Source organism: Collinsella sp. LCP19S3_A7 (assembly GCF_052121995.1).
In the GTDB taxonomy this organism is placed as follows: Bacteria; Actinomycetota; Coriobacteriia; order Coriobacteriales; family Coriobacteriaceae; genus Collinsella.
Window position 1 is genome coordinate 1 of record NZ_JBQKDE010000019.1, and the last position, 21,854, is coordinate 21,854.

Genomic DNA, 21,854 nt, shown 5'->3' on the forward strand with positions numbered 1-21,854 from the left:
GCCTTGTCCTGCTCCTTCGGAGCCGCGGACAAGGCGCCGCACTGGTCTGCGGAGTGTTCTGAAAGCTAAGCCCGGCCCCCGCCTGCGGTGACTCGGCTGCGAGCGGCCTGCGATGGGGCCGTTGTTGGTTGGGGCCGCTGGGCTGATGTGAGGGCACGTGGCCGTTGCGGGCCCTGGTCCCGGCGGCGGCCTCGGCGCTTTGCGCCTGCCTCCTTTGGGGACTGCGGGGCCGTGACGGCAGCTGCGGCGCTTCGCGCCTGCTGCCTGAGGTGACTTTGGGGTTGGGGTTAATTGAAGTTGAATACTTTTCCCGAGAAGTGAACGACCTATTTTGGACCCCCGAAGCATTGACATATTTTGACCGCTATTTCCTGCGGTTTTGCTGCGCGAATCCTGCGGTTTTACGGTCTAAAGGTGTGGATGCTTCGGGGCTTCGTTTTTACTCGTTCACTTCTCGGGAAAAGTATTAGAGCTCAGCTGGCATGGGTACCGCCCTGGCGTCGAAGCCCCGCGTCTTCTTCTCTTGATTGGGGAAAGCGGCCTCGCTTAAACAATTACAAGCCTGCCCGGGCGTATCAGACAGGTTGTCTGCACAATTCGCGGTATTATGGTGCGGAGTTTTGAAAGGAGCCGCTGGTGGTCACGACGACGTTTGCTTCGCCTTTGGGCGAAATCCTGCTTGCCGCTGATGGCCGCGGTCTGACGGGGCTTTGGTTTGAGGGGCAGGAGCACTTTGGCTCCACGCTTCTCCGGGAAGACTCCGAACATGTTGAAGGGGCCGATGCGGTTTCCGGTGCTGGTGGCATGTCGTCGGCGAGTCCGGCTCATGGTGCGGCTTCTTCGGTGCTTGAGCGTTCGTGGGCTTGGCTGAATGCTTATTTTGCAGGGCAGGAGCCTCGGTATACGCCGCCGTTGCATATGATCGGTACGGCGTTTCAGCGTGAAGTCTGGTTTGAGCTGCTTTCTATTCCGCGTGGCGAGGTCGCCACGTATGGCGAGATTGCGGCTCGTATCGCCGCCCGCCATCGGGTGCCGGGGAACGAGGACCCCGTTGTGTCTCCTCGTGCGGTGGGAGCTGCGGTCGCTCGCAACCCTATTTCGATTATCGTGCCGTGCCATCGCGTGGTTGCCGCCGACGGCGCGCTTAACGGATATGCCGGCGGGCTCGATCGCAAGGAGTGGCTGCTTCGGCTTGAGGGCGCGTACGAGGAATAACGTTCGAGCACTTTGCATAGCCAAGATGCCGTGAAAGAACGGGACACGCTTTCCGAATGGAGACTCAGACGGAAACCACGTCCCGGAATTCCGTTTTAAAGCGGGATGCGCTTTCCGAATGGCGTCCCAAGCGGAAACCGTGTCCCGGAATACAGCCTCAGAGTGGGACGCCGTTTCCGGTTGTGACCACCTGCTTGGACATCTTTCTACGCCCGCTTCTGCAGGGCGTAGATCGACTTATCCATGTTGAACAGGTAAGCCACGACGCAGACAATAAAGAACATCGGCAGATTACCAAAGCCGAAGACTTCGCAGCCAATAAGGATGGGTGCGAGCAGCGTATTGGTGGCGCTGCCAAAGACGGCTGCGTAGCCCAGCGCGGCGCAGAACTCGGCGGGCATGCCGAGAATCCCGGCGAGTACGACACCCAGGCTGGCTCCGATGGAAAACAGCGGCGTCACCTCACCGCCCTGATATCCTGCGGCAAGTGTGGCGATGGTGAGTACGAATTTGAGCGCCCAGTCCCAAGGCATGATGGCGACCTTACCGTTACCGTTGAGCGCCGCCGATATCAGGTTGGTGCCAAGGCCGCAGTATCGACCCTGCCACAGTGCGAACAGAATCGCCGATAGCGCGATGCCGATAGCGGCGATGCGCGCATAGGGGTTGGGGAGCAGCCGCGTCGCAAGGGTCTTGGCATGGGCAAGGCACCAGGCAAAGGCACCGCCTACCATGCCAAACGCGATGCCTAGTACCGCAAGCCGTCCAAGACCGGGGAGATCAAGCGCGCATGAGGCGACAACGGCGACCTCGAACTTCTCGAGTCCCAGGGCACCGGAGGTCATACTTGCGGCGAGCGAGGCTGTAAGCGCGGGAAACAGCGCGCGGTATTCCATGCGTCCTGCGACCAGTACTTCGATAGCAAAGACCGTGGCAGCAAGGGGCGTTCGAAAGAGCCCGGCAAAGCCGGCGGCCATGCCGATAAGCAAAAACGTGTTGCCGGGGTCTCGGAAAGGTAGACGTCGGCCGATCCAATGTGAGACGGTTGCACCGATCTGCACGGCCACCCCCTCGCGTCCCGCACTGCCGCCAAAGAGGTGCGTCCCCCACGTGCTCAGCATAATGAGCGGCACCAAGCGCGGCGAGATGGCGTCCTCACGCCCGTGGCCTACGTCGAATACCAGGCTCATGCCGCGGTCGGTGCCCTTGCCCCAAGCGCGGTAGGCAAACACGATGGCAAGGCCCATAAGGGCGAGGAAGGGGAGGAGCAGGGTGATGTGCTCGTCGCGGAAGGCGCCGATCGCCAAAAGCACGCGTCCAAAGAGCGCGCAGATGGCGCCAACGATGATACCGACGGGGATTCCGACGGCACCCATAAGCACAAGACCGCTATAGGTGTTGAGCAGACGTTTGATTCTGCTCGATGCGCTGCTTTCCGACACTTCTCCTCCAAAACAAAAAAGACTCCTGCCGCAGCGTGATGCCTAGGGGCATCACGTAACAGCAGAAGTCATCAGCAACAAGGCGGTTTAGGGTAACGCGGCAGCTTGGCTGGCGCACCCAACGGAGACATTCATTCCGCAGTGGCATCATAGCGGTGGATACGGTTTGGGTCAAATGGTTGCCGTGGACAGTCCTGGTGCCTGCCCGCACCCCTCGTTTCCCCATATAAAACCTGCCAAAATAAACCTGTCCCTTTTTGGTCGGTGCGAAATGGGTAATACTAAAGAGTTATCCGACCAGATGGGAATTAATCGATGGCTTATATCGAATTCAAAGACGTCGTCAAAGCATACGGCGAGGGTGACGCCCGCATTCACGCGCTCGATGGCGCGAGCTTTACGGTCGAGCGCGGTGAGCTCGCCATTATCCTGGGTGCTTCGGGTGCCGGCAAGACCACGGCGCTCAACATTCTGGGCGGCATGGATACGGCGACTTCCGGCACCGTAACGGTGGATGGGCGCGACGTGAGTTCCGCCAATGAGGCGCAGCTCGTGGAATACCGCCGCGCCGACGTCGGCTTTGTCTTCCAGTTCTATAACCTGGTTCCCAACCTGACGGCGCTCGAAAACGTCGAGCTTGCGGCGCAAATCTGCCCCGATTCGTTCGATGCCGAGCAAACGCTTCGCCAGGTTGGCCTGGGCGAGCGCCTCGCCAACTTCCCCGCGCAGCTTTCGGGCGGCGAGCAGCAGCGCGTGTCCATCGCCCGCGCACTGGCCAAGAACCCCAAGCTGCTCCTGTGCGATGAGCCCACGGGCGCGCTCGACTATAAAACCGGCAAGCAGATCTTGCAGCTGCTGCAGGATACCTGCCGCAAGCAGGGCATTACGGTCATCATCATCACGCACAACTCCGCGCTCGCGCCCATGGCCGATCGCCTGATCTGCTTTAAGAGCGGTCGTGTGGAGAGCGAGACGGTCCAGCAAAATCCCGTGCCTATCGAGACGATCGAGTGGTAGCGCCCATGGACCAAGATCGCCAAAACAGCCAAAACCACGATACGGAGCACGTGGGTCACGATCGGGAGTTCGCGACCTACCGTACCGCTCAAAGCTCAAATGATATGGCGCCGACGGTGTTTCGCCGTGGCATCTCCCGCACAATCCGAGGCAGTCTTAAGCGCTTCCTATCTATCGTGGTCATTACCGCGCTCGGCGTGAGCGTGATGTGCGGTCTTAAGGCGGGCTGCGAGGATCTGCGCGATTCGGTCGACGTCTATTTTGACCAGCAGAATGTCTATGACATTAACGTGCAGTCGACCTATGGCCTTACGCGCGACGATCTTGCGGCCATTCAAGAGGTCGACGGCGTCGAGACGGCCGAGGGCATCTACACCGAGACCGCCTACACCGCCGTGGGTACCACGCGCGAGCGTGTAGTCGTGCAGAGCTTTTCCAGGAAGAATATCGATCAACCGGTGCTGGTGAGCGGCGATTTGCCCGAGAGCGCCGGCGAGGTCGCGGTGACTTCGAAGTTCCTGAAGGCTTCGGGCAAAAAGCTCGGCGACACGGTGAGTTTTGCCGCCAATGACGCGAGCTCGTCGAACCAAAGCGCCAAGGACCAGTTTGCCGCGGGTGATTACACCATTACGGCCGAGGTCCTCGATCCTACTGATGTGAGCTCCGACTCGACAGTCAACGCCTTTCGCGCTGCTTCGGCTGCGGACTATAAGTTCTATGTGAGCGAGGATGCCGCGACATCTTCTTCCTACTCCGCGGTCCACGTGATCGTCGAGGGAGCCAAGAGCCTCAACTCCTATTCAGATGCCTACACGACAAAGATCAACGAGGTCAAGGGTAATATCGAGAAGATTCGCGACGAGCGTGAGAAGGTGCGCGCCCAAGAGCTGACGGTCGACGCGCCGGCAAGCTTGGATGCCTCCGAGCGCCAGGCGAATATGCTCTTTGGGATTGAGCAGGACAACATCAACCGCATGCCCCAGGGCAGTGAGGAGCGCGCTCGGGCTCAGGCCGATTTGGACCAGCGCCGCGCCGCCACCGACCAGCAGTTTGCCGATGCACGCGCCGAGCTTTCCGATCTGGGCGAATGCACTTGGTACATCCAGGATCGCGGTAACATCGCAAGCTACTCAAGCGTCGAGAGCGACAGCTCTTCGATTGAGGCCATCGCCACGGTTTTCCCATTTATTTTCTTTGTCGTAGCCGTGCTCATCAGCCTTACCACCGCCACTCGTATGGTCGAGGAGGAGCGCACGCTCATTGGCTTATACAAGGCGCTCGGCTATTCACGCGGGCGAATCCTGTCCAAATACGTGGACTACTCGCTGTGGGCATGTCTGTTCGGCGGCGTACTCGGCAACATCATCGGATTTGTGGGGTTGCCGCTGTTCCTGTTTACGGTGTTCGACGACATGTACTCACTGCCCCAGATGCTGCTTTCGTACGACATCGTGTCCTCGATCGTCTCGGTGGCGCTGTTTACCGTGGGCGTGGTGGGTGCCACGATTATCGCCTGCCGCCACGAGATGGCCGAGACCCCAGCCTCGCTTATGCGTCCCAAGGCCCCGCGAGCCGGCTCGCGCATCTTGCTTGAGCGCATCGGCTTTATTTGGCGCCGCATGGGCTTTTTGAACAAGGTGGCAGCGCGTAACCTGTTCCGCTACAAAAAACGTGCTTTTATGACCATCTTCGGTATCGCCGGCTGCACGGCGCTCGTGATCTGCGGTATGGGCATCCGCGATACGTCGGTGGCGCTTTCGCCCAAACAGTACGGGCACATCACGCGCTATGACTTGATGGCGGTCGCCAATCCCGATGACTATGCTCAGACGTGTGCGGCGCTGGAAGAGCGTAGCGCGGCCAGCGACTCCGGCGTACGCGTGACCTCAACCCTGCCGATTATGACCGACAACGTCACCTTTACGTTTGGCGGTAAGAGCGAGACCGTACAGCTCATCGTGATTCCCGACGACCGCACGAATGATCTGGACGATTACGTGCGCCTGGAGGATGAGTCCAAAGAACCGCTCGCCCTGCGTGACGGGGACGTGTATTTAAGCAAGAGTTCACAGCTGGTGCTGGGGATTCAGCCGGGCGATACGGCGCAGGTCCAGGATTCGTCGCTCAATGTTACCAAGGTCAAGGTTAGCGATATCTCGCTCAATTATTTGGGCAACACGCTTTATATGACGCAGGGCACCTATGAGCGCGCGTTCGGCCGAAGCGCGCGTCTTAACGGCATCTTTGTGCTGCTTAAGGGCTCTTCAGCCGACCAGATTGCGTTTAGCAAGAAGCTTAAGAGTGACGGTTGGCTTACGATTTCGAGTACGGCCGAGCATTGGGAGAACTATGAGTCGAACTTTACGATTATCAATTCGGTCGTAGTGCTTGTGACCTTTATGGCGGCGTGCCTGTCGTTTGTGGTGGTGTTTACGCTGTCTAATACGAATATTTCGGAGCGCGAACGCGAGCTGGCGACCATCAAGGTGCTGGGCTTCCGCCGTGGCGAGGTGCACCACTACGTCAATAAGGAGACGTTGATCCTTACGGCGATTGGCACCGCACTGGGCGTGCCGCTGGGTGGCCTGCTTGCCGAGAGCTTTACGTACGTTCTTCAGATGCCGTCGCTGTACTTTGATGTTGAGGTCGAGCCGCTGAGTTTCGTGCTCGCTGTGGTGCTTTCGTTTGGCTTTACGATTATTGTCAACCTCGCCACCAACCGAACCCTCAACAAGATTGACATGGTCGGTGCCCTCAAGAGCGCCGAGTAACCTGTTCTTGGATTCAAGTTGTAGCGAGCTGTGACGTGCCGCAGTCGCTTTATTGCATAAACCGCCACGCAGAATGCATATTTTGGCGGGGCGGTTGCTTTTTACCCGCAGGTACCCCCAGGGGCGGCGTGCAAATTCCGGAGAATTCAGCATTCCGGAGTCCACGAGTATGGGAGCGGGCGCACAAAACTGCGCTGAAAGCCCTGATTCTGAGCTCCCAACGCCTCAAGAGCCGCTCGTTTTTACAAGATGCGGCCCATGGCGCCTGCCTTTCGCCCAAAATTCAGTATGCAGGCACCCTCGGCTGCTGAAAACTCCCAAAAATGCACGGCGCCTCCTGCCCTAGGCACCCGCAGCAAGAAGACGAATAGCCTCGGCGAGCATGTAAACGCAGGGCCCTCCGACCCCGACCGACGATTTCGATTGGCGACCTTTGACGGAGTCAAGGGAGGAGCCAAATCGAAATACGTTGGGCGGGGTCGGAGGGCCCGATGGGATGGATTTCGGCCGAGGCTATTCGTCGCCGAAGCTGATGCCCAGCGCCTTGGCCTCGCGTACCAGGTCGCTCTGGGGATCGACAAACTTGAGCTTGCCGGCGACCTCCTCGAGCGGCATGTGGCACATCTTGCCGTCACGCAGGGCAATCATGTAGCCAAACTCGCCGCGTAGGCAGCCCAGTGCCGCCTCGACGCCGCACTGGGTCGCAAAGATGCGGTCCTGGGCGTCGGGCTGACCGCCGCGCTGCGTGTGGCCGGGGATGGCGACGCGGGTCTCGCGACCGGTCTTGGCCTCGATTTCCTTGGCAATGTCGTAGACAATCGACGGACTCGTGCGCTCGGCGAGCTTCTTCTTGTACTCCTTCTTGGGCAGCGCCGCGTCCTCCTTGGAGATAGCGCCCTCGGCGACGGCCACGATCGTAAAGCGGCTGCCGGTCTCCATGCGATGCTCGATGGTCTTGATGACGTTACCCATGTCGTAGGGAATCTCGGGAATCAGGATGACGTCCGCGCCGCCCGCGACGCCGGCGTACAGCGGGATCCAGCCAACCTTGTGGCCCATGATCTCGATAACGAACACGCGGCCGTGACTCGAGGCGGTGGTGTGGATGTCGTCGATGCACTTGGTGGCGACGTCGATGGCGCTCGTAAAGCCAAACGTCATTTCGGTGCCCCAGGTGTCGTTATCGATGGTCTTGGGCAGAGCGATAACGTTGAGGCCCTCTTCGCGCAGGCGGTTGGCAGTCTTGGTGGAGCCGTTGCCGCCCAGCATAAACAGGCAGTCGAGTTGCAGCTTGTGATAGGTGTGGACCATCGCAGGCACCTTCTCGACACCGTCGGCCTCGGGAATGTCCAGGCGCTTGAACGGCGTGCGGCTCGTGCCCAAAATGGTGCCGCCGCGGGTGAGGATACCGCTAAAATCGGCGGGCGTCATGACGCGGAACCTGCTGTAGATAAGGCCCTGGTAGCCGTCCTCAAAACCATAGATCTCGATAGGTTCTTCGCTATTGGTCATAAGCGTTTTGACGATGCCGCGCATGGTGGCGTTGAGCGCCTGACAGTCGCCGCCGCTGGTAAGAAGACCGATCCTAAGCATGATGAATCCTTCCGGGCAAGTTATAACATGCGCATAAGTTTACCCCCGCACACTGTTGATACGGGGGTAAAACGTGTTAGCTCAAGCGTATAGAAATGTAAACAACGTCAGGCGAGCGTAAGGTCGACGGGCCTGGCTCCTTACAGTGCGAAGGCGTCGACGTCGCCCCAGTGGCGGCGCAGCGCAATAGCGGCGGCGGGTTCGGTATTGTCAAAGACGACCGACCATTGCGTATTGCTGGTGATGTCTTCCGGATTGGGCTCTTGCGCTGCGGCGCGCAGGGCTTCCCAGGCAATCGTTTCGTCCTGGGCACCGTCATGGGCGTCAAGGACATCGGCAATTGCGACGGCGCGCTCTTTACCATGGCCCAGCTCGCCGTTCTTTTGGTTGGGCAGCACTTCGTCGCCATAGCAGGGGTAGAAGTTCGTAACCTGGCGTACAGGAGTCGCTTTGAAAGCGCGGTCCGGATCGTGCGGATCCCACTCTGCTACGCGCGCGTCACCGGTGGCGTCGTTGATAAAGAAGTGATAATCGCGTCCTGCCATGGCGTGCATGTCGTAGGCGGAAAGCAGGTCGACAGCTTCTTGCGTGGTGGCGGCACGGTCGAGCACCAGACGGATGGCGAGCGAGGTATTGATGACAGGGCGTTGCGTGTCCTGGTCACAGGGCTTGGAATCCAGGGTGAGCACGGCAACGGACACGCCGCATTCGTTAACACCGTCGAGCTGGGCAAACGGACCCATGAGTGCGGCGGCGCGTCCGGCGACGGAGTCAAGCGGAGTGTTATCGCCCAGGTTGTTAAGGGCGGCAAACCCGATGGAGGCATAGCCGCCGCGTGGGTGATTGCGCACCAGCAGCGCCGAGGTGTCGTCCTTAAAGTCGTAATTGCGACCGGTGCGCACGCGGCCTTCGGCATCTACGGCGACAAAAGCGCTGCAGGCAAACTGGGGAGCCTGGACACGTGCCGGCACACCGGGCAGCACCTGCGCCACCACGGCATCGATGTAGGCCTGGTCGTCGCGCACGCCAGCGGCGATGATGCGATCAAGATCGTAGTCGTAGGCAATGTCGATTGCGTACAGGTCATAGCCATCCGCGTAGCCGGTCAAGCGTTTGAGCGACGCGGCGGACTTGATTTGCTTGCGGTAAAGGATACCGGTGGCAGCGGCAAGGCCGACGGCGACTCCCGCGACACCGCAGGCGATGGCAATGTTACGTGGCTTCATGACGGCTCCTCTCGTCCTGTTGGCGTAATTATCGCAAAAGGAGCGCGGGCATGATGGCTCAACCTGGTGAGTGGCACGGGATTAAACATGGAATGAAGAGTGCGGCGCTGGCGTGGCGGGGTATGCTGGAGGGGACCATCAACCCAGCGAAAGGGGAGAGCATGACGGATCAGGAAACGCCCGAACGCGCGCATGTGACGGCCGACGATATCGAGGCCGCCAACGACCTTATCGACTTTATCGAGGCGTGCCCCAGCATGTTCCATACGGCGGCGACCATTATGGCCGAGCTCGACGAGGCGGGCTTTACCTACCTGCCCGAGAATGCGGCGTGGGACATCGAGCCGGGCGGGCGTTATTACATGCAGCGCAACACCTCGAGCGTTATCGCCTTTAAGGTGGGCGAGGACCTGGCCGCGACGTGGGGCGAGGACGGCGTTGCCGGCGACTATCATTTTCAGCTCACGGCGTCGCACAGCGATTCTCCGACGTTTAAGGTTAAGGCCGTGCCCGAGCTTGACGGCGCGGGCGAGACGCTGCGCCTGAACACCGAGGCCTACGGCGGCATGATCGACTACACCTGGTTCGATCGCCCGTTGGCGCTGGCTGGACGCGTGCTGGTGCGCGAGGGCGACCGTATTGAGAGCCGCCTGCTTGCCACCGAGCGCGAGGTCGCTATCATTCCGAGCCTTGCTATCCATATGAACCGTGGCGTCAATGAGGGCTTTGCACCCAACCGCGCCGTCGACTTGTGCCCGCTCATCAGCGCCGGTGAGCTTAAGCAGGGCGACTTTGATGCTCTGATCGCCGACGAACTGGACGTCGAGCCCGAACAGATTTTGGGCCGCGATCTGTTCCTGGTCAATCGTCAGGACGCGCGCATTTGGGGCTGGGCCGACGAGTTTATCTCGACGCCCAAGCTCGACGACCTAGCCTGCGCCTACACCTCGCTGCAGGCATTTTTGGGCGCCGAGAATGCGCATGACATCTCGGTCTTTTGCTGCTTCGACAACGAGGAGGTTGGCTCCGAGACCAAGCAGGGCGCCATGTCGACGTTCTTGGCCGATGCGTTGCGTCGCATTAACGGGTCGCTGGGCTTTGATGACGAGTCGTACCACCGTGCGCTTGCCGGCTCGATGCTCGTGAGCTGCGACAACGCGCACGCCGTGCATCCCAACCACGCCGAGAAGTGCGATGCCCACAACCAGGTCGTGCTCAACGGCGGTATCGTCATCAAGGAAGCCGCCAACCAGCACTACTGCACCGATGCCTTTAGCCGCGCAGTGTTCCAGGCCATCTGCGATGACGCAGACGTGCCCACGCAGGCCTTTGCCAACAAGAGCGATATGGCGGGTGGCTCCACGCTCGGCAATCTGTCCAATATGCAGGCGAGCATGCACGCCGTGGACGTGGGCCTGCCGCAGCTGGCCATGCACTCGAGCTACGAGACCGGTGGCGTGCGCGACGTGATGTACGCGATCCGTGCCCTCACGGCTTTCTACGAGCGCGACCTAAACATCAACGGTGCCGAAAGTGTGGAGCTTTAAAACCTGCCAAAAAAGGACGGGTTTATTTTGGCAGGTTTTATCTGGGCAAATGCCGCAATGTCAACGGTAAGACGGAGCTGCTAAGGCTTGCAGATGAAGCCGACGCCAGCGGAACCGCCGCAGGTAGAGCAAAAGTCAGCGAGAGCCCGCCGTTTGAGCCAAGGTGCCGTGAAATGAAAAGGCGCTGACCTTCTGGTCGCGCCTTTGAAATTGAACGGCAGATTGGCCAAACGGCGGGCTCGCAGCGTCGAGGGGTTCCGGCGTTTGGTAAAACGCCGGAACAATCTAATGCTCAATCCAACAACGTAAAGTTTCGCCGGCCAGCAGGTGACGCAGATTCTCCGCGGCGATGTCGACCACGTTATTGAGCGTGGCGGCCAGGTGGAACCAACCCGAGACGTGCGGCGTGATGAGCATGTTGGGTGCATCCCACAGCGGGCTTGTGGCGGGCAGCGGCTCGGGATCGGTGACGTCGACCGCGGCGCCGGCGAGATGCCCCGATTCCAGAGCGGCAACCAGGTCGTCGGCGACCACAAGATCGCCGCGGCCGCCGTTGGCAAAGAACGCGCCCGGTTTCATCGCGGCGAAGAACTCGGCGTTCGCCAGGCCGCGGGTCTCGGGCGTGCTGGGCATAAAGGATGCGACGATGTCGGCCTCTGCCAGGCGCTCAGACAGGGCATCCATGCCGTCCATGTCCTCAAACACAATGGGGTAGACGAGCGGATGGCGCTTGATGCCGCGGACGTGCGCACCCATGCTGCGGCAGAGCGTGGCAAAGTGGCCGCCGATATCGCCTGCGCCCAGCACCAGCACGTTGGCGTTTTTGAGCGAGGTGACCGGCCCCAAATCCTCCCAGCGATGCTCGCGCTGCAAGTCGTGATAGCCGGGCAGGCGCTTCATCATGGAAAGGACCATGGCAAACATGTGCTCGCTCACGGCCTGACCGTAGGCGCCGATCGAGCAAGACAGCTTGGCTTCAGCCGGCACGGTGCCGGCGGCAAGGTAGTCGTCATAGCCGGCGGTCTGCAATTGCAACAGCTGGAGATGGTCGCATGCCGTGAGCATGTCAGGGTCGATGTTGCCCAGGATCACGTCGGCATCGGCGACCTGTTCGCGCGTGATATCGCCGGCGCTCGTGTAAATAAAATCCTCGCCCGGAGCGCTCGACTCAAGAATTGCACGATGGCGGTCGTTGACGGGCAGCAAAACCAGGATGTTCACAAGCATTCCTCTCCGCTCAACCTGCCAAAAAGGGACAGGTTTATTTTGGCAGGTTTTATCTGGCAAAACGTTCAAATAAAACGCCGGAGGCAAGACGAGCGTGCCCGTCAGCATCCGGCGCATCTACGGCTACCAGCTCAGTAGATCGTAGCCGTCCTCGGTCACCACGAGCTGTACCTCGCACTGGGCCGAGTCGCTGCCGTCCTTGGTGCGCACGCACCACCCATCGCCCTTGCTAATCTTAATGTCGGGTGTTCCGGCGTTGACCATGGGCTCGATAGTAAAGACCATGCCCGGAACCATGATAGTGTCCACGTCGGGCGCCTCGGTGGTAAAGCCCACAAACGGGTCCTCGTGGAACTCCTTGCCAATGCCGTGGCCACCGTACTCGCGCACCACGCTAAAGCCGGCGTCCTCGACCGTCTTTTGTACGGCCTCGGCCATCACGGAGAGCGGCAGCCATGGCTTGACGGCTGCCAGACCCGCCTCCACGCTGGCGCGGGTGACGTCGACCAAGCGCTGGCGCTCGGCCGAGACCTTGCCGATGCAGAACATGCGGCTCGAGTCGCTAAAATAGCCGTCTAAGATCGTTGAGCAGTCCACGTTGATGATGTCGCCCTCGTGCAGTACGTCCGTATCGCAGGGAATGCCGTGGCAGACTACGTCATTGATCGAGGTACACACGCTCTTGGGGTAGCCCTCGTAGTTGAGGTCGGCCGGCGTTCCACCATGCTCGACGGTGTAGTCGTAGATCATCTGGTCGATCTGGTTGGTGGTCATGCCCGCGGTGATATGCTCACCCACATAATCGAGCACGCCCACGTTGATGGCGGCCGAGCGCTTGATGCCCTCGATATCGGCAGGCGTCTTATAGAGCGTGCGGGGCAGGACGTTCCAGCCCTCTTCCCACAGGCGCTCGAGGCGCTCATCAAAGGAGCTGTGACATTTCTTGTATTTTTTGCCGCTGCCGCACCAGCAAGCGTCGTTGCGGCCAGGCACGGGTCCATTGTCAAACATGGCTAACTTCCTTTCATCCGAGGCTAGTATAGTCCACCCGCAGAGCAGCTAATTTGGGACGGGGCTTTTTTGACTGCTTTTGTCCGCGCGGCCTTGCGCCGCCCATATCGCTCCCAAAAGCAGTCAAAAAAGCCCCGTCCCAAATTAGCTGCTCTTGGGCAGACGGGTGCTAGTAACTCACCTGGCAGGGGATGCCGAGGGCGCGCACGCGTGCGGCAATCGCGTCGAGCGCCTCGGGAGCCGCTTTGGCAAGGCCAGCGACTGGTGTCTCGCGCGCCACCGTGTAGATGGTCGCCTCCTGCGGACGAATGCGCTCGAGCGCCGCAAGCCAAGGGCCGACGTATTCGTCGCCCGTGTTGTCAATAGAATTGCCTTGGTACTCGCCGGTTAGGAATAGCGTCTGGATAATAACGTGACCGTCAAAGCTCGCGAACGTCTCGATCTGGTGCTCGACGTCGTAGGGACCAACGGGCTGGTCGAGCAGCTGGATAAATGCCGGATCGACCGTATCGAGCTTGAGGATGTTGTCGTCGACCATCATGAGCGCATCATGCACCTGGGGACGGTTGGCGCGCGTGCCGTTGGAAAGCACGGCAATCTTGGTGCTCGGGGCCAACTGGTCGCGAAGCGCGACAGCGCCGGCGATAGCCTGCGGGAACTCCGGTGCGGCGGTGGGCTCGCCGTTGCCGGCAAACGTGATTACATCGGGCAGCTCACCCTCGACCGTCATCTCGCGTAGTTTGGCTTCGAGTGCGTCGAGCACCACGGCAGCCGTGTTGTGTGGCTCGTGGCAGGGGCGTTCGGCGTTGAGTCCGTTTTCGCAGTAAATGCAGTCAAAGGTGCAAATCTTGCCGCTGGCAGGCATCATGTTGATGCCGAGCGAGAGTCCAAGGCGTCGGCTGCGGACGGGCCCAAAGATGGGGCTGGCATTCAAAAACGTAGACATAGGCATATGCTCCTCGGGACAGTTGCACTTAAGCATAGCATTGGCCCCCGTGCCAATCGCGGGTCTGGACACTGTTGTCTAAGCCGAAACTGTGCAGCCTGGTGAGTTTTCGGAACCCTATCATGAAAGGGTGCGAGTCGGGTACAGTAAACGCATTTAAGTATGCGCAACATGGCGCCAGACTGTCCAAGTCGCACCTCGGTGCGGCCTGATGGCGTTGACGATAGGATCACAACATGGATTTTACGGTCGAAAATGCGGGCACCACGATTGCCTGCCGCGAGTATGCCGGCCCGGATGTATCGTCCGATGCGCCCGCCTTGGTGTGCGTGCACGGTGCGTGCGTCGACGGCACATTTTTTGACGGCATCGCCCACGTGCTCGCCCGTGACTATCGCGTCATTGCCTATGACCGCCGTGGTTGCGGCGAGAGCGACGATGCGGCAGACGGACGCTACGATCTGGCAGTTCAGGCTGCCGACCTGCGAGCTGTTATCCAACATGCCGGCGCCCCGGCAAATGTCCTCGCGCACAGTGCCGGTACGCTGGTGGCCCTGGAGCTTCTCCGTGCAAACCCCGCCATAATCTCGCGTGCGATTCTGCATGAACCTGCCGTGACGGATGAGGGCGCCGGCATGGGCGCGGCCCCGGTTTTGCTCGAGATGATCGCTGCGGGAAAGGTCTCCAGGGCGTTACGGGCCTTCCTTGGCGCCATCGGCGATTCGGACCCTGAGGCCCCCAAGTTAACCGAGGCAGAAGCCAAGCATGCCCTGCGCAACGGCCGCAGTTTCATGGCAAACGAATACGGGGTTACTATGACCTGCGTTCCCGATTGGGATAGCGTTCGCGCGTCGAAAACGGTGGCCGCCGTGCTCTTGGGTGAACTCTCGATTGGCACGCCCCGCGAGGCGGGCACGAGGATGGCGGCTGAGCTTTTGGACTGTCCACTCGTAATGGTTCCCGGCGCGCACAACGGCCTGCGCGATCGCCCGGCAGCGGCTGCCCAGGCTGTTCGTGGCATCCTGGGGCTCTAGCGCTTGCAATAGCCGAAACAGCCTTCACCCGCAAACGTTTCGGCCGTGTTAACAAATGTGCTCAAAATCTCACGTCTGCGGCTTCAATCGCGTCGCCTGCCAACTCATAAAAATGTAACAGCATTCACGTGCTTACCTGCATCGGCAAGGTGTTACCCTTGTAACATTTGGAACCCATCGCTACCATGCGAAACTATCGAAAGGGCCCCATATGCTCAATAGTCACGAGGCCAATCTAACCGACGAGGAGGCTGCCGCTGAGGTCGCCCGCGTCGCGAAGACCTACCCCGTGGTGCGCCTGCTTTCTGCCGATCAGATTAAGAGCGAGCCTAACTGCTTGCTCGCCGGCGATCGCTGCCCTTGTCTGCGTCAGTCGAGTCTTGAGGCCTTGGCAGATTCGGGTGAGGTGTCGGAGCAACTGCTCAACGATGGTGTTGAGTACCGCGCCCGTCTGCGCCCTCTAAAGGTCGAGGGTGAGCCTCACGTCTTGCTGATGGTGCGTCCGATTGATGAGCAAGAGGCCACAGAAGAGGACCTTGTCTACACCGACGTGCTGACGGGCGTGCGCAATCGCCGATATTACGAGGAAAAGCTCCGTAGCGCCCGCATGAATGCCGGCGTTGCGATGATCGACCTTGATGATTTTAGGGTCGTCAATGATACGTGTGGCCGTCATGCCGGCGACCTTGCGCTCGGTGCTGTGGCGACAGCCATACGCAGCGGAATCCGTTCGACTGACGAGCTTGTGCGCTATGGCTGCGACAAGTTTGTGGTCGTCATGCCCAATATTCCCTCCGATGACTTCACCCGTCGCCTGCATCAGGTATCCGATGCCGTTCATGCCACGATTATTCCGGGCCATGAGTACGTGAGCTTGACGGCATGTGTTGGTGGCGTTCGCATTCATGGCGAGACAGTCGATGAGGGCGTTGGCCGCGCTGTCCAGTTACTGAGCCACGCTAAGACAAAAGCCGGTACGGTCGTGACCGATGCCGATGCAAGCGAGACGATCAGGAGCCAAAAGCCCCTGGTGCTGATTGCCGACGATTCCAAAGTGAGCCGGTCCATCCTCGGTGAGATGCTCAAGGACGACTATCGCATTCTAGAAGCCGATAGCGGTCGCGCCACGCTCGATGCGGTTGACCGTTATGGTGGCGACCTGTCCCTCGTGCTGCTCGATATTGCCATGTCGGACATGAGCGGCTGTGAGGTGCTGGCCGAGCTTTCGCGTCAGGCAGCCCTCGATAGCCTACCTGTAATTATGATCTCGAGCGAAGACACCGACGACGTGGTGTTACGTGCTTACGATTTGGGCGCCTCGGACTATATCAGTCGCCCGTTCGATGACCGCATTGTGCGTCGTCGCGTCAACAATATTATTCGACTGTATACCAAACAGCGTCGTCTGACGAGTCTGCTGTCGCAGCAGTACAATGCGCGCGTCAATAACAGCCGTATACTCGTCGACATCATGGCGAGCGTCATGGAAGTCCGTAATGGCGAAAGCGGCAGGCATGTCACGCATATCGAGAAGTTGACTGAGCTGCTGCTTGGCGACTTGGCGCGACGGAGCGACAAGTACTCTCTTGGCAACGAGGAGCGTTCTTCGATTGCGTTGGCGTCGGCGCTGCACGATATCGGCAAGATGTCGATTGACGATGCGATTCTCAACAAGCCCGGACGTCTGACGCCCGAAGAGTTTGAAATAATGAAGACGCATACTACCATTGGCGCCGACATGCTGCGCAATCTGGGCAGAAACCATGAAGGAAGTGCCCTTTTGGACTATGCGTACCAAATCGCCCGCTGGCATCATGAACGTTGGGATGGTACGGGCTATCCTGACGGTCTTAAGGGCGACGATATCCCCATTGCCGCTCAGGTGGTCTCGGTGGCCGATGTGTACGATGCGTTGACGAGCGTGCGTGTTTACAAGGACGCCATTTCGCAAGAAGAGGCGATTCGGATGATTCTGGACGGTGAGTGCGGCGCTTTCAATCCGCTGCTTATCGAGTGTCTGCTCGAAGTGCGCGATCGCATTGCCGAGACGCTGGAGCGCCCTGCGGACGTTGTCGCGTTCCCTTCGGTTTAAGCTAGGCAAAGGGACGCCCCGTCGGACCATGTGGCCGGCGGGGCGTCCTTATCTGTTGTGCGGTTCGCGAACTAGCGGGCCTGCTTTACCTTGGCCGCCGCCTCGACAAACGACTTCCACAGGTTAAAGTCGGTCTCGAGCGTCTGCCAGGTGTACTCGGGATGCCATTGCACGCCCAGGCAGAAAGGCTGGCCTTCGACTTCGATGCACTCGGGAACGCCGTCGGTTGCCTTGGCGACCAAGCGCGTGCTCTTACCCAGACGCTCGACGCAGCAGTGGTGTGCGGAGTTGGTCTGGATCAGCCTGTGCCCGCCAACCGCGCGCTCCAGAAGCGAGCCCGGCACGACCTCGACGGGATGCACGGGGTCGTTGAGCACGTGGGTATGGCGCCACTGCGTGCGGCCCTCGCGCGCGCCCAGGCTCGGTACGTCCATGCACAGGGTGCCGCCAGTGGCGACATTGAGCAGCTGCGTGCCGCGGCAGGTGGTAAAGAGCGGCTTTTTGGCGCGGAGCACCTCGTCGACCAGCTTAAACTCAAAGCTATCGCGGATCTCGCAGCAGAGGGTGGGGTCGTAGGGTCGATCATCGCCCCAACGTTTGGGATTGACATCGGGGCCGCCGGGAATGGCGATGCCGTCGGCGATATCGACGTAATGACGGATGACCTCAATGTCCTCGGTGATGGACATCTGCAGCGGCAGGCCGCCGGCGGCAAGGATGGCATCGACAAAGACACTGGCGATTTCCTCGTTGGGGGAGAGCGTCTCGCTTAAAAACGGCTTTGCCTCTTCCCAGCGCGGCGCCACCAAGATGAGCGGGCGGTCGGCGGGGGCAACGTCGACGTGCGGGGTATAGGACGAGGAAGTACGTGTTCCGATCATGGGTGCTGCTTTCGAATCTGAAGGTGACAGGGCGCATGAGAGACGTGGGACAACACTTTCAATGGATTTGTCCCACGGGGTTGCTGGTTAGTGGCCCTTGATGGAGTTGAGGAAGTCCTGGGCGCGCTTGGTCTGGGGGTGGTCGAAGAACTCGTCGGGCGTGCCGGTTTCCACGATTTGGCCGTCGGCCATAAACACGACGCGGTCGGCCACGCGGCGGGCAAAGTTCATCTCGTGCGTAATGACGATCATCGTCATGCCCTGCTGGGCCAGACGGACCATGACCTCGAGCACCTCGTTGATCATCTCGGGGTCAAGGGCGCTCGTGGGCTCATCAAAAAGCATGGCCTTGGGTTGCATGGCAAGCGAGCGGGCGATGGCTACGCGCTGCTGCTGGCCGCCCGAGAGCTGTGCGGGCACCTTATCGGCCTGTTCGGCAACGCCCACGCGGCCCAGCAGGTCCATGGCGCGCTCGCGGGCCTCGTCCTTGGAGACGCCCAGCACGTCGACCGGTCCCAGCATGACGTTCTGCAGCACGGTCATATGTGCGAACAGGTTGAACTGCTGAAACACCATGCCCAACTCGGCACGCATACGGGCAAGGTCCTTGCCTTCCTGCGGCAGGGGCTCGCCCTCGATGAGGATTTCGCCCGAGTCGATGGTTTCCAAGCGGTTGATGGTTCGGCACATGGTCGACTTGCCCGAGCCCGAGGGGCCGATCACGACGACGACCTCGCCGCGGTCGACCGAGAGATTGATGTCGTTGAGGACGTGCAGATCGCCATAGTGCTTATCGACGTGCTTGAGCTCGATCAGCGGCTGATTGCCGGTGGAAGAGGTGCTCTGTGCCATGGTGCTCGGCTCCTTATGACTGGAAATGGTAAAGCGTTAGCGGATGATGGTCGCGCCGGTCTTGTGCGAAACGTAGACAGCGGCCTTGTTGATCGCGACGTTGATGAGGATGTAGATGACCGCGATTACCAGGTAGACCGACACGAGGGCGTCGTAGTTGGTAATGAGCACGCGGGCATTTTGCATGAGGTCGGGGTAGCTCACCACGTAAGCGACGGTGGTGTCTTTGACTACGACCACAAGCTGAGAAATCAACGACGGAATGATAAACCGAATCGCCTGCGGCAGCACGATTTTAAAGGTGATTTTAGCTTTGGAGAGACCGAGCGCTTGGGCTGCCTCGACCTGCCCGCGCGGCACGGCGTTGACGCCCGCGCGAAAGATCTCGGCCAGCACGCCGGCTGCAGCGAGCGCGACGGGGAGCGTGAGCATCCAAAACGACGGCAGCGCAATTTTGTACTGAGGCAGCACCAAAAAGAAGAAGTAGATGAACAGCAGGCTCGGTACGCCGCGGAAGAAATCGGTGAGCACGCGGCAGACCAGCTGCAGCGGCTTAATGTCGCTGGTGCGGCCGAGCATAAGGGCTAGGCCCAACACCAGCGCGATGGCGCCAGCGGTGAGTGCGACTTTAACGGTGCCCTCAAAGCCGGCAAGCAGGAACTTCCAGGTGGTGAGGTGCGTAAAGAAATACCAATAGTGGACCGAAAGCTGACCGGTCACATAAAAGCGCTGCAACACGAGGACGGCGAGCGCGGCGACGGCAACAAGCGAGATAGCGGTGCCGATGCGAATCTTGGCGCGCATCTTGGGGCCGGGAGCCTCGTAAAGCGCATCGCGCATGGTGAGAGCGGAGGTGGAATGCTTGCTCATCGGAGGATCCTCACCTTCTTATCGATGTAGTTGCCAATGTGGCTCACCACAAAGGCCGTGCCCAGGTAGCCGATCGCCGAGATAAAGAACGCGGCGACGCCGCCGAGCGAGCGCGTGTTGATGTAGCTCACCACGCCGGTGAGCTCCTGCGGTTGAAGCGGTACCTGGCTGCCGAGTGCGGTGGTGAGCATGACGGCGATAAAGAGGTTGGTCATGGGCAGCACGCTCGAGCGCAGCGCCTGCGGAATCACGATCTTGGCGAGGATGCGGCTGAAGCTCATGCCGAGCGAGCGCGCGGCTTCCACCTGGCCGACGCCGACGGTGTTGATGCCGCTCATAAAGTTCTCGGAGCCAAAGGCCGAGCCCAAAAGGACCGTGGCGACGATAACGCAGGTGCGGTAGGGCAGGACGACCTTGAGCGGCGGCAGCGCATAGACGACGATGATAAGCAGCGCGATGCCGGGGATGTTACGGAAGACCTGAACATACAGGTCGCCAAAAATGCGCAGCGGCTTGAGCGGCGACACGCGCATCACGGTGACAGCGACGGCCAGCACCATGGCGATGGCAAACGACTCAAGCGTCATGCCCCAGGTTGCTAGCAGCGCGTCGATATAGTTCTGGCCATAGAGCGACCAGAGCTCGGAGAGACTCATGCGGACCTCCCGCCGATAAGGAAAGGGGCTCCCGTGTGTACGGAAGCCCCGACAACTCAGTGTGGAAACAGTTTAGCGCAATAAAGCGCATCGTGCGTTTCCGTATGGTTTCGTAGCGGCCGTTACTGGGCTCGCTGTCTAGGCGCCGATCTCGGGCAGCTCGGGAACGTTGGTGTCGCCCGTGCGATCGCCGATGCAGATCTGCCACAGTTCGGTCCAGGTGCCATCGTCCTCGATCTTCTTAAGGAAGTCGTTGACAAAGGCGACGCCGTCGGAATCGAGCGGCAGGCCGATACCGTAGGGCTCTTTGCTGCCGAAGGGTTTGCCGGCGATCTTGTACTTACCGGGCTCGCGGACCAGGGCGCTCTGCTGCATGTTGTTGTCGATGACGTAGGCGTCAACGCGGCCCTGCTGAAGTGCCTGACGGGCCTCCTCGTCGGTCTTGAACTCCTGCTGGCTGGCCTTGGGGGCGAACTCCTCCAGGATGGCGGGGCCGTTGGAGCCGGACTGGACGGCGACGTTCTTGTCGGCCAGGTCGTCGACGCTCTTGATGTCGTCGTTGTCGGCGAGCACCAGGATGGCCTGCTGGGTGTAGTAGTAGGGGCCGGCAAAGGAGACAAGCTTCTTGCGCTCATCGGTAATAGTGTAGGTGGCAAAGACGGCGTCGACCTGGCCGTTCTGCAGGACGGACTCACGAGTGTCCGAGGTCACCTGGGTGATCTCGACCTTGTTCTCGCCCAGAATGTAGTTGGACAGGAGCTGCGCGATGCCGGCGTCGAAGCCACGGGTCTTGCCGTCCTTCTCGTTGAGGAGGGAGAAGAGCGTGGAGGTCTGAACGCCACCGATCTTAAAGACGCCGGCGTCCTTGACGGCCGTGGCCCAGGTGCTGGCGGCGATGGCGTCATCATCGGCCTTGGGGCCGTTGTCGACGAGCTTGTCGAATGCCTTGGCATCGAGCGTGGTGGAAGCCTCGGTGTCCTCGGGGCTCTTGGAGGAGCCGGCGGCGGAACCCTTGTCGGCCTCGGCGCTGGTGTCGGAGCAGCCGGCAAGACCAAGGCCGGCGACGGTTGCAAAGGTGGCGGCGATGAAGCCGCGACGGTCGAAAACGACCTGCTGGGAGAGGTTCTTGCTCATGGTAGAACACCTTTCTCAATAAAATCCCTAGCGGTTGAATAGAGTTATACCCTATCGCGCTCGAATGGGTCAACACGAAATAACTCAGAAACATACTTACCTTATGGGTAATTCTACCTACCAAAAAGGGACAGGTTTATTTTGGCAGGTTTTATCTGGTCAAACGTCAGTTATTGCAGCTGAGATAGCGTTTTGCGGACAGCATGGTCGCTCGCGGCGATCGCTATAATGGCGGCAACGCGACATATATAAGTAAGGAGATCGCGTATGAACGGCTATTCGTTTTTCGCGCCGACCATGACTTAAAACTACCACAAAGGGGACGGGCACCTTTGTGGTG

Annotated in this window: 17 protein-coding genes; 6 read left to right on the forward strand and 11 right to left on the reverse strand. The window is 60.0% G+C overall.

Annotated features, from left to right (window positions below; genetic code table 11):
- Positions 1-636: 636 nt before the first annotated feature.
- Entirely contained in the window at positions 637-1,215 is a 579-nt protein-coding gene (locus ACTQV3_RS08025; RefSeq protein WP_441069121.1) for a methylated-DNA--[protein]-cysteine S-methyltransferase, read from the forward strand.
- Between the two features lie 206 nt (positions 1,216-1,421).
- On the opposite strand, the gene ACTQV3_RS08030 is transcribed toward ACTQV3_RS08025, so the two are convergent.
- Positions 1,422-2,657, reverse strand: a complete 1,236-nt coding sequence (locus ACTQV3_RS08030) for a chloride channel protein (RefSeq protein ID WP_441069123.1) — start codon at positions 2,655-2,657, stop codon at positions 1,422-1,424.
- A gap of 315 nt (positions 2,658-2,972) precedes the next feature.
- On the opposite strand from ACTQV3_RS08030, the gene ACTQV3_RS08035 reads away from it, so the two are divergent.
- Both ACTQV3_RS08035 and ACTQV3_RS08040 read left to right on the forward strand, forming a co-directional pair.
- Positions 2,973-3,674, forward strand: a complete 702-nt coding sequence (locus ACTQV3_RS08035) for an ABC transporter ATP-binding protein (protein WP_427718202.1) — start codon at positions 2,973-2,975, stop codon at positions 3,672-3,674.
- 5 nt (positions 3,675-3,679) lie between these two features.
- Complete coding sequence (locus tag ACTQV3_RS08040) at positions 3,680-6,445, forward strand: FtsX-like permease family protein (RefSeq protein WP_441069125.1); 2,766 nt, start codon at positions 3,680-3,682, stop codon at positions 6,443-6,445.
- Positions 6,446-6,958: 513 nt separating this feature from the next.
- Here ACTQV3_RS08040 and ACTQV3_RS08045 read toward each other — a convergent pair.
- Positions 6,959-8,038, reverse strand: coding sequence for a 6-phosphofructokinase (locus ACTQV3_RS08045; protein ID WP_154514896.1), 1,080 nt, complete (start codon positions 8,036-8,038; stop codon positions 6,959-6,961).
- A gap of 140 nt (positions 8,039-8,178) precedes the next feature.
- Positions 8,179-9,264 carry a carcinine hydrolase/isopenicillin-N N-acyltransferase family protein gene (locus tag ACTQV3_RS08050; protein ID WP_441069127.1) on the reverse strand — a complete coding sequence of 362 codons (1,086 nt, stop codon included), beginning with the start codon at positions 9,262-9,264 and terminating at the stop codon, positions 8,179-8,181.
- Positions 9,265-9,425: 161 nt separating this feature from the next.
- On the opposite strand from ACTQV3_RS08050, the gene ACTQV3_RS08055 reads away from it, so the two are divergent.
- Positions 9,426-10,811: a M18 family aminopeptidase gene (locus ACTQV3_RS08055; protein ID WP_441069129.1), complete on the forward strand. Its 1,386-nt coding sequence runs from the start codon at positions 9,426-9,428 to the stop codon at positions 10,809-10,811.
- A gap of 285 nt (positions 10,812-11,096) precedes the next feature.
- On the opposite strand, the gene ACTQV3_RS08060 is transcribed toward ACTQV3_RS08055, so the two are convergent.
- The 3 genes from ACTQV3_RS08060 to ACTQV3_RS08070 form a co-directional block, all read right to left on the reverse strand.
- Positions 11,097-12,038 (reverse strand): D-2-hydroxyacid dehydrogenase, encoded by a 942-nt coding sequence (locus tag ACTQV3_RS08060; RefSeq protein WP_441056356.1) that lies wholly within the window; start codon positions 12,036-12,038, stop codon positions 11,097-11,099.
- A 123-nt stretch (positions 12,039-12,161) separates the two neighbouring features.
- Positions 12,162-13,049, reverse strand: coding sequence for a type I methionyl aminopeptidase (gene map, locus ACTQV3_RS08065; RefSeq protein ID WP_441069130.1), 888 nt, complete (start codon positions 13,047-13,049; stop codon positions 12,162-12,164).
- A gap of 169 nt (positions 13,050-13,218) precedes the next feature.
- The gene (locus tag ACTQV3_RS08070; RefSeq protein WP_441069132.1) at positions 13,219-13,995 is read right to left on the reverse strand and encodes a radical SAM protein; all 777 of its coding nucleotides are present in this window, start codon (positions 13,993-13,995) and stop codon (positions 13,219-13,221) included.
- A gap of 236 nt (positions 13,996-14,231) precedes the next feature.
- On the opposite strand from ACTQV3_RS08070, the gene ACTQV3_RS08075 reads away from it, so the two are divergent.
- Entirely contained in the window at positions 14,232-15,029 is a 798-nt protein-coding gene (locus ACTQV3_RS08075; RefSeq protein ID WP_441069134.1) for an alpha/beta fold hydrolase, read from the forward strand.
- 211 nt (positions 15,030-15,240) lie between these two features.
- On the forward strand, positions 15,241-17,121 hold the full coding sequence (locus ACTQV3_RS08080) for a diguanylate cyclase (RefSeq protein WP_441536105.1): 1,881 nt from the start codon (positions 15,241-15,243) through the stop codon (positions 17,119-17,121).
- A 71-nt stretch (positions 17,122-17,192) separates the two neighbouring features.
- On the opposite strand, the gene ACTQV3_RS08085 is transcribed toward ACTQV3_RS08080, so the two are convergent.
- The 5 genes from ACTQV3_RS08085 to ACTQV3_RS08105 form a co-directional block, all read right to left on the reverse strand.
- Positions 17,193-18,002 carry a gamma-glutamyl-gamma-aminobutyrate hydrolase family protein gene (locus ACTQV3_RS08085; protein WP_427718223.1) on the reverse strand — a complete coding sequence of 270 codons (810 nt, stop codon included), beginning with the start codon at positions 18,000-18,002 and terminating at the stop codon, positions 17,193-17,195.
- A gap of 87 nt (positions 18,003-18,089) precedes the next feature.
- Entirely contained in the window at positions 18,090-18,854 is a 765-nt protein-coding gene (locus ACTQV3_RS08090; RefSeq protein WP_117840240.1) for an amino acid ABC transporter ATP-binding protein, read from the reverse strand.
- A gap of 36 nt (positions 18,855-18,890) precedes the next feature.
- A complete protein-coding gene (locus ACTQV3_RS08095) occupies positions 18,891-19,724 on the reverse strand; it encodes an amino acid ABC transporter permease (protein WP_373094275.1) in 834 nt (277 codons plus the stop codon).
- Complete coding sequence (locus ACTQV3_RS08100; RefSeq protein WP_441069138.1) at positions 19,721-20,380, reverse strand: amino acid ABC transporter permease; 660 nt, start codon at positions 20,378-20,380, stop codon at positions 19,721-19,723. The genes ACTQV3_RS08095 and ACTQV3_RS08100 overlap by 4 nt, the downstream gene beginning before the upstream one ends.
- Before the next feature lie 138 nt (positions 20,381-20,518).
- Complete coding sequence (locus ACTQV3_RS08105; protein WP_154514875.1) at positions 20,519-21,514, reverse strand: glutamate ABC transporter substrate-binding protein; 996 nt, start codon at positions 21,512-21,514, stop codon at positions 20,519-20,521.
- Positions 21,515-21,854: the final 340 nt, after the last annotated feature.

What these genes read in the sequence shown, in the direction of transcription:
- ACTQV3_RS08040 (WP_441069125.1), top strand. Translation starts at nt 3,680, where the DNA reads ATGGACCAAGATCGCCAAAACAGCCAAAACCACGATACGGAGCACGTG.
- ACTQV3_RS08105 (WP_154514875.1), bottom strand. Translation starts at nt 21,514, where the DNA reads ATGAGCAAGAACCTCTCCCAGCAGGTCGTTTTCGACCGTCGCGGCTTC.
- ACTQV3_RS08090 (WP_117840240.1), bottom strand. Translation starts at nt 18,854, where the DNA reads ATGGCACAGAGCACCTCTTCCACCGGCAATCAGCCGCTGATCGAGCTC.
- ACTQV3_RS08075 (WP_441069134.1), top strand. Translation starts at nt 14,232, where the DNA reads ATGGATTTTACGGTCGAAAATGCGGGCACCACGATTGCCTGCCGCGAG.
- ACTQV3_RS08045 (WP_154514896.1), bottom strand. Translation starts at nt 8,038, where the DNA reads ATGCTTAGGATCGGTCTTCTTACCAGCGGCGGCGACTGTCAGGCGCTC.
- ACTQV3_RS08100 (WP_441069138.1), bottom strand. Translation starts at nt 20,380, where the DNA reads ATGAGTCTCTCCGAGCTCTGGTCGCTCTATGGCCAGAACTATATCGAC.
- ACTQV3_RS08095 (WP_373094275.1), bottom strand. Translation starts at nt 19,724, where the DNA reads ATGAGCAAGCATTCCACCTCCGCTCTCACCATGCGCGATGCGCTTTAC.
- map (WP_441069130.1), bottom strand. Translation starts at nt 13,049, where the DNA reads ATGTTTGACAATGGACCCGTGCCTGGCCGCAACGACGCTTGCTGGTGC.
- ACTQV3_RS08060 (WP_441056356.1), bottom strand. Translation starts at nt 12,038, where the DNA reads ATGCTTGTGAACATCCTGGTTTTGCTGCCCGTCAACGACCGCCATCGT.
- ACTQV3_RS08055 (WP_441069129.1), top strand. Translation starts at nt 9,426, where the DNA reads ATGACGGATCAGGAAACGCCCGAACGCGCGCATGTGACGGCCGACGAT.
- ACTQV3_RS08070 (WP_441069132.1), bottom strand. Translation starts at nt 13,995, where the DNA reads ATGTCTACGTTTTTGAATGCCAGCCCCATCTTTGGGCCCGTCCGCAGC.
- ACTQV3_RS08050 (WP_441069127.1), bottom strand. Translation starts at nt 9,264, where the DNA reads ATGAAGCCACGTAACATTGCCATCGCCTGCGGTGTCGCGGGAGTCGCC.
- ACTQV3_RS08080 (WP_441536105.1), top strand. Translation starts at nt 15,241, where the DNA reads ATGCTCAATAGTCACGAGGCCAATCTAACCGACGAGGAGGCTGCCGCT.
- ACTQV3_RS08035 (WP_427718202.1), top strand. Translation starts at nt 2,973, where the DNA reads ATGGCTTATATCGAATTCAAAGACGTCGTCAAAGCATACGGCGAGGGT.
- ACTQV3_RS08085 (WP_427718223.1), bottom strand. Translation starts at nt 18,002, where the DNA reads ATGATCGGAACACGTACTTCCTCGTCCTATACCCCGCACGTCGACGTT.